General features: G+C 70.8%; 9 protein-coding genes. 2 read left to right on the top strand and 7 right to left on the bottom strand.

The features are described from left to right. Positions 1-40: 40 nt before the first annotated feature. From ACZ3I4_RS25325 to ACZ3I4_RS25300, 6 genes are all read right to left on the bottom strand, one after another. Positions 41-3142 carry a family 78 glycoside hydrolase catalytic domain gene (locus ACZ3I4_RS25325; RefSeq protein WP_465384490.1) on the bottom strand — a complete coding sequence of 1034 codons (3102 nt, stop codon included), beginning with the start codon at positions 3140-3142 and terminating at the stop codon, positions 41-43. A gap of 87 nt (positions 3143-3229) precedes the next feature. Then, positions 3230-4450: a glycoside hydrolase family 1 protein gene (locus tag ACZ3I4_RS25320; RefSeq protein ID WP_465384489.1), complete on the bottom strand. Its 1221-nt coding sequence runs from the start codon at positions 4448-4450 to the stop codon at positions 3230-3232. Positions 4451-4456: 6 nt separating this feature from the next. Continuing rightward, positions 4457-5716 (bottom strand): ABC transporter substrate-binding protein, encoded by a 1260-nt coding sequence (locus ACZ3I4_RS25315; protein ID WP_465384488.1) that lies wholly within the window; start codon positions 5714-5716, stop codon positions 4457-4459. Between the two features lie 20 nt (positions 5717-5736). Continuing rightward, entirely contained in the window at positions 5737-8352 is a 2616-nt protein-coding gene (locus ACZ3I4_RS25310) for an alpha-L-rhamnosidase (protein WP_465384487.1), read from the bottom strand. Beyond that, positions 8349-9170: a carbohydrate ABC transporter permease gene (locus tag ACZ3I4_RS25305; RefSeq protein WP_465384486.1), complete on the bottom strand. Its 822-nt coding sequence runs from the start codon at positions 9168-9170 to the stop codon at positions 8349-8351. Before ACZ3I4_RS25305 ends, ACZ3I4_RS25310 begins: the two co-directional genes overlap by 4 nt. Then, positions 9167-10102 carry a carbohydrate ABC transporter permease gene (locus ACZ3I4_RS25300; RefSeq protein WP_465384485.1) on the bottom strand — a complete coding sequence of 312 codons (936 nt, stop codon included), beginning with the start codon at positions 10100-10102 and terminating at the stop codon, positions 9167-9169. The genes ACZ3I4_RS25305 and ACZ3I4_RS25300 overlap by 4 nt, the downstream gene beginning before the upstream one ends. Before the next feature lie 247 nt (positions 10103-10349). On the opposite strand from ACZ3I4_RS25300, the gene ACZ3I4_RS25295 reads away from it, so the two are divergent. Both ACZ3I4_RS25295 and ACZ3I4_RS25290 read left to right on the top strand, forming a co-directional pair. Continuing rightward, the gene (locus tag ACZ3I4_RS25295) at positions 10350-11381 is read left to right on the top strand and encodes a LacI family DNA-binding transcriptional regulator (protein ID WP_465384484.1); all 1032 of its coding nucleotides are present in this window, start codon (positions 10350-10352) and stop codon (positions 11379-11381) included. Next, positions 11378-12169 carry an alpha/beta hydrolase gene (locus ACZ3I4_RS25290; protein ID WP_465384483.1) on the top strand — a complete coding sequence of 264 codons (792 nt, stop codon included), beginning with the start codon at positions 11378-11380 and terminating at the stop codon, positions 12167-12169. Before ACZ3I4_RS25295 ends, ACZ3I4_RS25290 begins: the two co-directional genes overlap by 4 nt. Positions 12170-12298: 129 nt before the next feature. Here the strand turns inward: ACZ3I4_RS25290 and ACZ3I4_RS25285 are convergent, their stop codons facing one another. Continuing rightward, a complete protein-coding gene (locus ACZ3I4_RS25285) occupies positions 12299-13540 on the bottom strand; it encodes a multidrug effflux MFS transporter (RefSeq protein ID WP_465384482.1) in 1242 nt (413 codons plus the stop codon). Between the last annotated feature and the right edge of the window lie 2 nt (positions 13541-13542).

Below are 13542 nucleotides of genomic sequence, written 5' to 3'. Positions count from 1 at the left end.
CCAGGCCGCCCGGGGCTTCCTGCCCCGGGCGGCGTTCAGGTCAGGAGCCGGTACGCACGGTGAAGGAGTGCGACCCGGACGGGACGGAATAGACGACGTACGCGCCTTCGGAACGCTGGAACACGGCACGGCCGGAGGCGGCGACGGCCCGCTTGTCGGCGGCCGGCACCCAGACCTCCGCCTGGGTGCCGGCCGGAACGGTGACCGACAACGAGAAGCGGGTCCCCGTCTTGGTCCACGCCGAGCGGGCCCAGCCGGCCGGGGTCTCGTAGGAGCCGCTCGCCTTGGTCAGGTCGCCCACGGGTTTGGGCTTGAAGACCAGCCGGTCGTACGCCGTCGCGCCCGGGGCGGCCTGGATCCCGGCGATGCCGGCGTGGAACCACTCCTCGATCTGGGCCAGGATCATGTGGTTCTTGGAGTCGCCGCGGTTCCAGCGCTCGCCGATGGTGGTCATGCCGCCGGGGTTGGCCGGCGTCGGCTCCAGGAAGTAGCCGTAGCTGGGCTGGTCGTTCTGCTGCAGCACCTCCCACAGCACGTCGTCGCGGTCGCCGTTCATCAGCGCCCGCACGATCGGGCCCATGCCGATGGTGCCGCCGCTGAGGTGCGGCCCGGTGCCGTTGGGGTGGTACGCGTAGATCAGGCCGACCAGCGTGTCGAGCACTTTGCCGCGGCTGCCGGCCGGAACCAGTCCGGCGTCGAGGGCGAGGGCCTGCGCCGTCTGGGTCGGCCCCTCGGGACCGGCGTAGCGCGCTTGGGCCTCGTCGAAGAACGCCCGGTTGTACGCCGCCTTGATCTCCTCGGCCAGCGTGGCGTACCGGGAGGCGTCGGCAGTGTGCCCGGTGAGCGCGGCGATCCGCGTCATCGACTGGATCGTCAGGTAGTAGCCCCACGTTCCGGTGATGCGCCCCGAGGTCGTCTCGGCGCCCACCCAGTCGCCCAGGGCGGCGTCCACGTAATACCCGTCCACGACCTTCTGCCGCTGGATGTATTCGACGAAGCGCACGAGCCGGTCGTACGCGGCGCTCATGGTGGCGGTGTCGCCGTAGAGCTGGTGCAGGATCGCCGGGACCAGCACGATCGCGTTGCCCCAGTTGATTTCGTCGCCGAAGCGGCCGCTGTAGCCCCAGTCGTAGACCGGTGTCTTCAGCGCGACGTTGCCCGCCATCGGGGTGTCGGCGACCGACTGACCCTCGATCAGGTGCCGCATGGTCGTCCGCATGAACGCGTTGAGCTGGAAGTCGCGGTGGATGGCGCCCATCGGCATGGTGTAGTCCGCCGGATAGGACAGCTTCTCGCGGCCGGGGCAGTCGGTGAACACGCTCATGATGTTGGCGGCGAACGAGTACCGCGACATGGTGTGGACGCGGTTGACCCGGGCGTTCGACGACGTGAAGGTGCCGGCGACGGGCGTGTCGGCCTGCAGGCGTACGCCGGTGATCAGGTCCCGGCCCGGGGTGAAGCCCTCGGGAAGGCCGGTGACCTGCACCCACTGCATGCCGAAGTAGTTGAAGTTCGGATGCCATGTCTCGGTGCGGCCGCCCGCGGCGGTGTAGGTGTTGAACAGGTCCGTGCCGCGGGATCCGCCGCCGCCCATCAGCGACGCCTGGTTGACCGTGCCGTCGGGGTTGAGCGACTCGGCCGGGGCCATCTTGACGGTCGTGCCGGCCGGGACCCGGCCCAGGTTCAGGCGGGGCCATCCGACGATGTTCTGGCCGAAGTCGAAGACCCAGGTTCCGGGGACCGGGTTGGTCACCGAGACCGGCGTGAACTGTTCCCGCACGACGACCGGTTCGGCCGTACGGGCGACGAGCTTGGTGGCCAGGTTGGGCGGCGGCGCGAACCCGGCGGGGATCCAGCCGGTCGGGGTGCCGTCGCGGCGGGTGGCGGACGCACCGAGGTCGGCGCCCGGGGTGTTCCAGCCGGGCTGTTCGCGGCGGGCGTCGTAGTCGGAGCCCGAGTACCAGGCGTCGGTGACCAGCGGGCCCAGCGCCGTACGCCAGGACCGGTCGGTGACGATCGTCTCGCGGCTGCCGTCGCGGTAGCGGATCTCGAGCCGGCCGATGAAGCGCGGGGTGACGGCGGCGCCGGCCGAGGCGTCGCTGGCGGCAATGTTGTTGCCCGAGCCGGTGACCTTCGCCCCGGCGGCGTGCGGGACGGCCAGGGCCGGGCCGAAGGTGATGCTCGCGGCGCCGATCGCCGTGATGGTCCGGGATTCCAGCCGGTCGCCCCCTCCCCCGGTGTCGACGTTGACCGTGCCGCCGACGTGGTAGCCGGCGACGTCGCTGACCTGAATCTCCGTGCTCCCGGCGGCAGTGTCGGCGGTGAGGGTGCCGTTGCCCTTGAGCTGGCTCTGCCACCACGAGTAGGGCGAGGTGCGCCCGACGGCCGGGTTGGTGACGCTGCGGCGGACGTAGGCCGGGCCGTTGCCGAGCTCGACGCCGACGGCGTTGGCCCCGGAGCGCAGCGCGGACGTCAGGTCGTACGTGCGGTATTCGCTGGACAGCTGGTAGTTCGAGTTGCCGGGGGCGAGCACCTCGCGGGTGATCTCGCGGCCGTTGACGGTGGCGTGATGCAGGCCGGCGCCGGACAGATAGAGCCGGGCGTCGGCGACCTTCTTGTGCCGGGGCACCGCGAACTGGCGGGCGAAGATCGGCATCGGCTGGTTCTCGGCGCGGTCCGGGTAGTCGATCCAGCGGGCGGCGCCCCAGTCGGCCGGGTCGAGCAGTCCGGTGGTCCACGTGGACGGCGCGGACCAGGCGGACTGCTCGCGGTGGGCGTCCCAGACCCGGACGCGCCAGGCCACGGTGCCGCGCGAGCGCAGGTCACGGCCGAAGCGCACCTGCTGGCTGCCGCTCGAGACCTTTCCCGTACGCCAGAGCAGGCGCCCGGCTTGCAACTCGGCAACGGTGGCGGCCGCCTGGACCTCGTACGCGGTCTGCCGATCGGCGGCGCAGACGCGCTGCCGGCAGTCACCGGTCTGGCTCATCTGCCAGGCCAGAGTGGGACGGACGTCGTCCAGGCCGAGCGGCGAGTCGTAGCGGCCGTCGACGCTGAGCCGCACGACACGGACGTCGCCGCCGGCTCCGGAGTGGGCTTGGGCCGGCACGGCGGCTCCGAGGGTGAGCAGTAACGCTGCCGTCAAGAGGGTCAAGGGTCTTCTGATCGGGGACATCAGATTCCTTCTCTGTCGGTGGTGACGAACAGTCGGGTGGGGGGCCGAGCTGCGCATCTAGGGCACGGTCACCTCCGGTTCTCGCAGGGCGTCGAGGCGGCCGGTGCGGGCCACGCGGGCGAGGGCGTGGGCGCTCGGTTTGGGGTGGCGGGTGAAGTCGCGGTCGCGGTCGACGCCGATCAGGCCGAACCGGGGGCGGTAGCCCTCGCTCCACTCGAAGTTGTCGAAGGCCGACCAGTGCAGATAGCCACGCACGTCCACCCCTTCGGCGCGGGCCCGGGCCAGGGCGGCCAGATGCGTGTGCAGGTAGTCGACGCGTTCGGTGTCGTCGGCGGTGGCGATGCCGTTCTCGGTGACGTAGAGCGGCAGGCCGGTGCGGGCGGCGCGGTGCAGCATCTCGCGCAGCCCGTCCGGGTGCACGGCCCAGCCCATCTGGGTCGTCGGGGTGCCCGCGGGCGGGAGCCCGAACCAGGTGGGCGAGGCCGGGTCGACCCATTGCTTGCGGTAATACTGCACGCCGAGCCAGTCGCCCCGGTCGGGGCCGGCCAGCCCGTCCAGGTAGCGGTCGACGATCTCGTAGCGGATCAGCTCGTACAGGGACCGGCAGGCGTCGTCGTCGCGGGCCGGTGCCAGCAGTGGCAGCTGCACCGCCAGACCGGTCAGCGAGGAGGACTCCTTGCGCACGGCCCGGACGCAGTCGAAGTGGGCGCCCAGCAAAGCCTCGCCGGCCCGGCGCCACAGCACCGGGTTGGCGAGGCCGGGCGGGTGGTAGCCCTCGAGATAGCCGTGCAGGGCGACCATCTGGGGTTCGTTGATGGTGCAGACGAACGGCATGAGCTCACCCAGTTCGGCGGCGACGCGACCGCTGTAGCGGGCGAGCACCGCGCCCGCGTCCGGGGCGAGCCAGCCGCCGCGCGCCGCGAACCAGCGCGGCAGGGTGAAGTGGTGCAGCGTGACGAAGGCGGTCAGGCCCTCGTCGCGCAGCGCCATGAGCACCCGCCGGTAGTGGGCCAGCGCGGCCCGGCTGAACTCGCCCGGCGCGGGTTCGATGCGGGACCATTCCAGCGACAGGCGGTGTGCGTTGTGCCCGAGCGAGGACAGCAGGTCGAAGTCCTCGAAGTAGCGGTGAAAGTGGTCGATGCCGTCGCCCGAGGATTCCCGGGCGGCACTGGCGGGGTCGTGTTCGAAGTCCCACCAGTCGTTGTTGGTGTTGCCGCCCTCGACCTGGTGCGCCGCGGTGGCGGCGCCCCAGAGAAAGTCCTCGGGAAACTCGGTCACGAGCGGCTACTCGCCCTTCTTGTACTCGGTGTCCATGTCCTTGAGCACGTCGTCGCCGCCGGCCTGGTTGCTGAAGACCTCCTGCAGGCCGCTGAGCATGGTCTGCTGCACCTTGGCATTGGGCCACAGCTGGTCCATGAACGGCACGGTGCGGTTCTCCTGGACGAACGTGGTCAGCTGCTTGAGGCCGGGGTCGACGGTGGTGCCGGCGTCGGGCAGGGTCGGCAGGCTGCCCTGCTTCTCGTTGAACAGCTTCATGCCCTCGGGCGACATGACGAAGGTGATGAACTTCAGCGCCAGGTCCTTGTTCTTGGCCTTGGCGTTCACGCCGTAACCGGCGCCCGCGGCCGCGGGCATGAGGAAGGTGGCCGGGTCGTCGGTGGCCGGCAGCGGGGTCATCGTGAACTTGCCGGACGGGTTCTTGGCCTTGAGCAGGCTGATGATCCAGTTGCCCTGCACGATGCCGAGCGTCTTGCCGGTGGCGGCCAGGGTCTGGCTGGCCTCGTAGCTGGTTCCCAGCGGGTTCTTCTGGAAGCAGCCGGCCTTGTTCATCTCCTGGTACTTGGCCATGGCCTGGGTCCAGGCGGAGCCGGCGAAGGTGGTCTGCCCGGCCGCGAGCTTGGTGTTGAAGTCCTTGTCCTGACCGAAGACCACGGTGGCGGCCAGGCCGTAGAGGACGAGCTGGGTGACCCAGTTGTCCTGGATGCCGAGCGCATAGGCCGGAGTGCCCTTGCCCGCGGCGTCGCGGCAGAAGCTCAGCAGTTCGGTCCAGGTGGCCGGCGCCTTGAGGCCCGACTTGCTCAGGGCCTCGTCGTTGTAGACCGCGCCGATGCCGTTAAGGCCGAACAGAGCGTTGTACGTCTTGCCCTCGTACTGGGCGACGCTCTTGAACGAGTCGGGCAGCTTCGCGGCCCACGGCTGGTCGGACAGGTCGAGCAGATAGCCGGGCTTGGACAGGACGTACGTGGCGCCGGGGTTGCCGTTGCCCGGCCACACGGTCATCACGTCGGGCGCCGTGCCGGACGACAGCTGCGTACGGATCTGGGCCTGGTACTGGTCGGCGCCGCTGGTGGTGAAGTTGACCTTCACGCCCGGGTTGGCCGCTTCGAACGCCTTGATGACGTCCTCGATCGAGCCCTGGTCGACCGAGGCGAGCGTGAGGGTCTGGTTGCCGCTGTCGCCGCTGCCGGAATTGGCGTTGGTGCCGCTGCTGCAGGCCGCGGTGAGCAGGACCGCGGCGAGCGCGATCGTGAGGCTTTTCTTCATGTCTTCTCCCGCGTTGGAGATCAATAAGAGGTGGCGGTGAACGTGTACCGGCCGGAGGTCAGCCGCACGGTGGCGCCGTGGGCGGACGGTTCGGCGGCGACGGGGGCGTCGTCGTGGCGGACGCTTCCCGGGTCGGGGGTGGGGATCTCGAGGACGGCGGTACTGCCCGGAGGCACCGAGACGACGACAGTGAGCTGGTCTCCGTCCACCTGCCAGCCGCAGGAGACCGGGCCGCGTACGGTCTCCTGCTCGGCACGGGCCCAGGTGAGCTTCCCGCCGGGCGTCGGGCGCAGGAGCAGTTCCTTGTACGCGACCGACCCGGGCGCCTGGTCGATGCCGGCGACCCGGCCGTAGAGCCAGTCGCCGACGCTGCCCAGGCTGTAGTGGTTGAAGGAGTTCATCGCGGCGGACTGGAACCCGCCGTGCTCGGTCCAGCCGTCCCAGCGCTCCCAGATCGTGGTGGCGCCGTGCCGGATGGAGTAGCCCCAGGACGGGAACTCCTCCTGGTGCAGCAGGGCGTAGGCCAGGTCGGCCCGGCCGTGCCCGGTCAGCACCGGGCCGAGCAGCGAGACGCCGACGAAGCCGGTGGTCAGCCGGTTGTCCCGTTTCTCCACGTCGGCGGCCAGGTGGCCGGCCGCCGCCGCGACGAGCCCGGCGGGGACGAGGTCGAAGGCCAGGGCGAGCAGGTACGCCGTCTGGGTGCCGCCCTCGACGCGGCCGTCCTCCCCGACGTACGCGCCGGCGAAGGCGTCTTTGATCCGCGCGTGCAGTTCCCGGTATTCGGCCGCCTCCCGGTCGCGCCCCAGGATGGCCGCGGCGTCGGCGACGATCCTGGTGCTGTGCGCGAAGTAGGCGGTGGACAGGACGTCCCGCGGGGTCTCGGCGTCGACCTGCAACCAGTCGCCGTAGGAGTTTCCGGTGCGGTGCCGCCAGAGCAGGCCCGGGTTGTGCCGGCGGATGTGCTCGACCCAGGCCGTCATCGCGTCGAAGCTGCGCTCGAGCGAGCGCCGGTCGCCGTACGTGCGCCACAGCAGCCAGGGAAGGATCACCCCGGCGTCGCCCCAGGCCGGGGCGCCTTCCCGATCGAGCACCATGATCGGCGCCACGTCGCGGAAGGCGCCGTCGGCGTCCTGCCCGTCGACCACATCCCGCATCCAGCGGGCAAAGAACGCGGACACATCGGCGTTGCGGGTGGCGGTGGGCGCGAAGACCTGCGCATCGGCGAGCCAGCCGAGCCGTTCGTCGCGCTGCGGGCAGTCGGTCGGCACGGCGACGAAGTTGCCGCGCTGGCCCCACACGATGTTGGCCTGCAACTGGTTGACCATCGGGTCGGAGCATTCGAACCGCCCGGTGAACGGGATGTCGTTATGCAGCACCCTGGCCGTCACGTCGGCGGTGGTCAGGTCGCCTGGATAGCCGGTGATCTCGGCGTATCGGAAACCGTGGAAGGTGAAGCGCGGCTCGAACACCTCGTCGCCGCCGGCACACACGTAGGTGTCGGTGGCCCGGGCCCGGCGCAGGTTGTCGACATAGAGCTCGCCGTCGTCGAGCACCTCGGCGTGCCGCACCACGATCCGCTGTCCGGGCTCGGCGCCGCGGACGCGCAGTCGTACGCGGCCGGTCAGGTTCTGCCCGAAGTCGACGATCCGGCCGTCCACCGCCACGGCGGAGATGTCGGCGGTGATTCGGATCGGGTGATCGGGCTCGGCGACCAGGGGGCCGGGGTCGCGGTCGAGCACCGCGGCGGGCCGATAGGACGGGGCGCGGCGCCCGTCGACGAACTCGCCCATGAGCAGGTCGGCGGCGCGGATCGGGCCGACTCCCTCCAGCCAGCCTTCGCCGGTGGCGACGACCTGACGGGAACCGTCGGCGAAGTCGAGCACGAGCTGGGCCAGCCAGCCCGGGGCGGTGCCGTAGTGCCGCGCGGGTCGGCTCGGGTCGAAGCCGACGTGCCCGCTCCACCAGCCGTCGGCCACGATCGCGTCGAGCCGGTTGACCCCGGCGCGCACCTGCCCGGTGACGTCGTAGGTCTGGTACTGCAGGCGGTGGCGGTATTCGGTCCAGCTCGGGGCCAGCTCGAGGTCGCCGACGCGGATGTCGTTGAAGCTCGCCTCGTAGACGCCGCGCGCGGTGGCGTAGAGCCGGGCGCGGACCGGCGGCCCGGCCACCTCGAAAGTGCGGCGCAGGGACAGCGGCGCCGCCGCGGGGTCAGGGAACGTCCGCTCCTCGTCGGTGGGCGGGTCGACCAGCGGCAGGGTGACCGGGTCGCGGCCGATCCACACGGCGGTCCAGTCGTCGCGGTGCAGCAGGCCGGTTTCGAACCAGCTCTGCTCGTGGCCGGCCGCCGCGCCGGTCTCGTCCCAGGTCTCGACCCGCCAGTGATAGCGGGTGGCCGACTGCAGTGCCGGGCCGTCCCAGGCGACGAGCAGCGTGTCGTCGCTTTCCCGGCGCCCGCTGTCCCAGAGGAGCCGGCCGGGATCGTCCAGGTCGGGCTCGCGCAGGGCGGCGGTGATGCGATAGGCGCTCTGGGCGGCGCCGCGGCGGGTGCTGCGCAGTTTCCAGGACAACTGCGGGCGGGGTTCGTCGAGGCCGAGCGGCTCGGTGAGCTGTTCGGTCGTCAGGGCGTACGGGGTCATCCTTTGAGTCCTCCGGCGAAGCCGTTGATGATGCTGCGCTGCAGCGCGAGATAGACCGCCAGGACCGGCACGATGCTGATCAGCAGGGCGGCGAAGATGAGGTTCCAGTCGGAGACGAACTGCCCGACGAACCCGGCCACGGCCACCGGCACGGTCTGCTGGTCGCTGCCGCTCAGATAGAGCAGCGGCGTGAAGAAGTCGTTCCAGACCGCAACCGCGTTGAGCACCAGCGCGGTGACGGTGATCGGTTTGAGCATGGGCAGCACGACGTAGCGGAACGTGGTGAACGGGGTGGCGCCGTCGATCGACGCGGCATCCTCGAAGTCGCGGGGCAGGGCGCGCAGGAAACCGACGTACAGGAAGGTCGTGAACGGCACCTGCAAGCCGGCGTAAAAGAGCACGAGCGACCAGACCGAGCCGAGCAGGCCGAGGTCGCGGACCGTCTGGTAGAGCGGCAGCGACGCCAGCTGGAACGGCAGGATCAGGCCCAGCATGATCAGCAGAAAGGTGCCGCGGGACCATCGGGCCGTGCTGCGGGCCAGCGGATAGGCGGCCAGCGCCGAGACGGCCAGCACGGTGAACACGCTGACCGTGGTCACCAGCACACTGTTGATCAGGGCGCCGCCGAGCCCGGCCTCGCGCCAGGCCCCGGTGAAGTTGCCGAACGTGGGGTCCGTCGTCGGGCTGATCGGCGACGACGTGTCCGAGGGTGGCCGGATGGCCAGGTTGACCAGCACGTACACCGGGAAGGCGAAGACGACGCCGACCGCGATCATGACCATCTCGAGGGCGAACGTGCGCCTGGTGTAACGGTTCACGACGCCGCCTTCTCGTTGCGGTTGAGCACGGTGTACTGGGCGGCGGAGGCGATCGCGACGATGATCGTCAGGACGACGGCCAGCGCGATGCTGTAGCCGAACTCGCCGAGGGTGAAGGCGTCCTTGTAGATCAGCGTCGAGATGGTGTCGGTGGCGTGGCCGGGGCCGCCGCCGGTGAGCGCGTACACCTGGTCGAACAGCTTGATGCCACCGATGATCGACAGCATCAGGTTGATCGTGATGGCCGGCGCGAGCAGCGGGCGGACGATCGACCAGAAGCGGCGTACGGCTCCGGTGCCGTCGATGGCCGCGGCCTCGTAGATCTCGCGCGGGATCGACTGGAGCCCGGCCAGGAAGATGACCATCGAGTAGCCGGCGAACTGCCAGACCACGACCAGGACGACCATCCACAGCGCCAGGCCGGGGTCGCCGAGCCAGTCCTGTTGCCAGGAGCCGAGTCCCACCGCGCCGAGCAGGCTGTTGACCGCGCCGTCCGGGCCGAGCAGGTTACGCCACAGGTAGGCGGTGACGATCGGCGTCACGACCGCCGGGGCGAACAGCAGCACCCGCAGGAAGTTCCGGGTCTTGATCATGCTGTTGACCCCGAGGGCCAGCAGCAGCCCGATGCCGTTCTGGATGACAGTGATGGCGATGGCGATCAGCAGCGTGTGCCAGACGGCCTGCAGCGCGTCGGCGTCGCCGAGCATGTCGGTGAAGTTGCGCAGGCCGATGACGGCGAAGTCGGGGTCGAGGCCGTCCCAGTCGGTGAAGGCGTAGTAGACGCCGCGGGTGCTGGGCACGAGCACCACGAAGGCGAACAGCAGCAGCGCCGGAAGCATGAACCACCAGGGCGGAGCAACCCCGCGGCGGCGGCGCGACGCCGGCGAGCGGACGGCCCGGCCGGGCGGGCGGACCTTGAGATCAGCTGTCACGGGAACCTACTCGGTTGAATCGTTTCATCGCGCTCGGGCTTCAAGAGCGCTATGGAAGAGCGGGAGGGGGTCGAGCGAGTCGACGTGATGTGGGTAACGTTTTCCACGATGTTTCGCCGACACTACGAGTCGATGCCAACCACGTCAAGACCGTCTGTGGTCATCGTTTTCCATCACTGACGCTGGTTCTCGGCCACACCGAATCTGATCTAGGGTGGATAACGTTTCTCGTGCCCTAGGAGCCCGCATGCCCCCATCCCGACGCATCACCATCGTTGACGTGGCCCGGCATGCCGGGGTCTCGACCACCGCCGTCTCCAAGGTCATGCGCAACGCGTACGGGGCCAGCCCCGAGATGCAGATCAAGGTGCGCGCGGCCATCGAGGAGCTCGGCTACCGGCCGTCGGCGGCGGCGCGCGGCCTGCGCGGGCAGACGTACACGATCGGCGTGATGCTGCCCGAGATGCGCAACCCGTTCTTCGCCGACGTCCTCGACGGCATCACCGAACACCTCGGCGGCACCGACTATCAGGTGCTGATGGCCGCCTGCTGCAACGACGAGCCGGGCGAGGCCCGCATCACCGAGGCGATGATCGACCGGAACATGGACGGCATCATCCTCATCGCGCCCATCTCGTCCCGGCGCCACCTGCACGACGTCGCCCGGGCGGTGCCGACGGTCGTGGTAGGCCGGCACGGGACCTCCCCCGACTACGACACCGTCACCGATGACGACTTCGCCGGCGCCGGCCTGGTCGTCGACCACCTCGTGGCCCTCGGGCACCGGCGCATCGCCCACATCGAGCATGCGGAACGCAATCCCGTACGCCTCAAGGAGATGCCCAACGCCCAGCGCGCCGACGGCTACCGCCACGCGATGCAGGCCCACGGACTCGGCGACTACATCGACATCGCCTCCACGACCTACACCCAGCGCGGCGGCTATGTCGGCGCCCACGAGCTGCTGGCCCGCCCGGTGCGCCCGACCGCCATCTTCGCCGGCGCCGACATCGTGGCCATGGGCGTGCTCGACGCCCTCACCGAGGCCGGGCTGTCCGCGCCCGAGGACATCTCGCTGGCCGGCTACGACGACACCATGTTCGCCGCCTTCGGCCCGATCTCGCTGACCACCGTCGACCAGGCCGGGCACCAGATGGGCGTCAACGCGGCCCGGCTGCTGCTCGACCGGATCGCGAGCCGCGACCGGCCGACCGCGCGGATGAAGCTCTCCCCCACGCTCGTGCCCCGTCGCACGACCGCCGCGATCGAGCGCCCATGACGGTCTCGGTGCGGGACCGCCGGATCGACGGCCCGCACGGCGATTTTCCGCTTCGTGTCTACGCCCCCGGCGCGACTCCGTGGATGGGCCTGGTCTGGGCGCACGGCGGCGCCTTCTCCGCGGGCGACCTCGACATGCCCGAAAACGACTGGGTCGCCCGCCAGCTCGCCGGGCGCGGAGTCGTCGTGGCCACTGTGGACTATCGGCTTTCGCCGCAATTTCCCTATCCGGTCGCCTCGCAGGAAGTGGCCGCGGCCTACCTGTGGGCCACGGGTTCCGCCGCCACCATGTGGGCTCTCGGCGGTGCGAGCGCCGGCGGCAACCTCGCCGCGAGCGCGGCCCTGCGCCTGCGCGACACCGGCGGGCCGCTGCCCTGCGCGCTGCTGCTGGCCTACCCGGTGCTGCACGCCGCCCTGCCGCCGGTGCCGGCCGAGCTGGCCGCCAAGGTGCGCGAGCTGCCACCGCATCTCGCCTTCGGGGCCGACGAGATCGCCCGGATGAACGCGGACTACACCGCGAACGCCGAGGCCCTGAGCGACCCGTACGCCTTCCCCGGCGGCCACGACGTGTCCGGCTTGCCGTCGACGCTCATCCTCAACAGCGACGCCGACAGCCTGCGCGCGTCCGGTCAGCAGTTCGGCGCCGAGCTCGCCACCGCCGGCGTCGACGTGACCGTGCTGCGCGAGCCCGGCACCAGCCACGGCCACCTCAACGACCCGGACAGCCCGGCCGCGCTGCGCAGCATCGCCCGCATGACAGCCTTCCTGCGCGAGATCACCCAGCCCTAGCCGGCTCGCGTACGGGCACCCCCCGCATGACAGCCTTCTGCGTGAGGCCACCCAGCCACGGCCGGCTCGCGTACGGGCTCAGCACCGCCCGCATGACAGCCGTCAGCGCGAGGGCACCCGGCCCTGGGCTCATTTGCGGGAGCGGGAAGACGCGGGACGGGCCACTGCTAGCAGACCGATCATCGACAGCACGGCCCCGCCGATCATGAGGAGAGCCATCGGCACGGCGGTGTCCTCGCCGCCCAGACCGGCGATCGGCGCGATCGTGCCCGCGGCGAGCCACTGCACGAAGCCGAGCATCGCCGAGCCGGTGCCGGGATGGTCGGGCACCTCGGCCGAGGCCAGCGCACCGCCGTTCGGCCCGATCAAACCCTGCGCGGTCATCAGAACCAGGAAGCAGACGATGGCCAGCAGCAGTGGGGTGCCGAACCACAGCGCGCCGGCCAGCATCGCCACTCCCGCGGCGAACGCGGCCAGCTGCCCGGCCAGGATGACCTTGCGGGTCGCGATCCGCCCGACCAGCCGGGCCGCGACCAGCGCGGCCACGGTCATGCCGGCGGCGTTGGCAGCGAAGTCGGCCGAGTACGCGATCGGCGACAGGCCGTTCATCGACTGCAGCACGAACGCCGACGTGGCCACGTACGCGAACAGCGCGCCCATCGCCGACCCGCTGACCAGCAGATAACCGACGTAACGCCGGTTCGCCAGCACCTGGCGTCCCGCCGTGAGGAAGGTGCGCAGCCCGCCACCGTGGCGCCGTCCGGCCGGCAGCGACTCGGGCACCGCCAGCAGCACCGCCACCAGCATCGCCACGCCGAGAGCGGCGACCGCCCAGAACGACACCCGCCAGCCCGACAGCTGCAGGATGACCGCGCCCAGCAGCGGCCCGGCGATCGGGGCGACGCCACCGACGGCGGCGATCACGTTGAGCACCCGGACCAGCCGCGCGCCGCGGGCCAGATCGACGATCACGGACCGGCCGATCACCATCGCCCAGCCGCCGCTGAAACCCTGCACGAACCGCGCCGCCATCATGATGCCGATCGACGGGGTCAGCGCGCACACCACCGACGCGATCGTCATCAGCACCACCGAGGCCAGCAGCAGCCGGCGCCGCCCGTACTGGTCCGACACCGGGCCTCCGACGAGCTGCCCGAGCGCCATCCCGACGAAGAACGTGGTCAGCGTCAGCTGCACCTGCGTCGCCGACGCGGACAGGTCGGCGGCGACGGCCGGGAACGCGGGGACGTACATGTCGGTGGCCAGCGGCGCGATCGCGGTCAGGAAGATCACCGTGGCGATCAGGCCGGAGGTGAGCCGGGCCCGGCGGCGAAACTGATCGGGCACATGCTGGTCGGCGAGGACGGTCATGG

It is taken from the genome of Actinoplanes sp. NPDC021490 (assembly GCF_055562135.1).
Note: the sequence above shows the minus strand (reverse complement) of the source record. Positions and strands in the feature narration are given on the sequence as shown.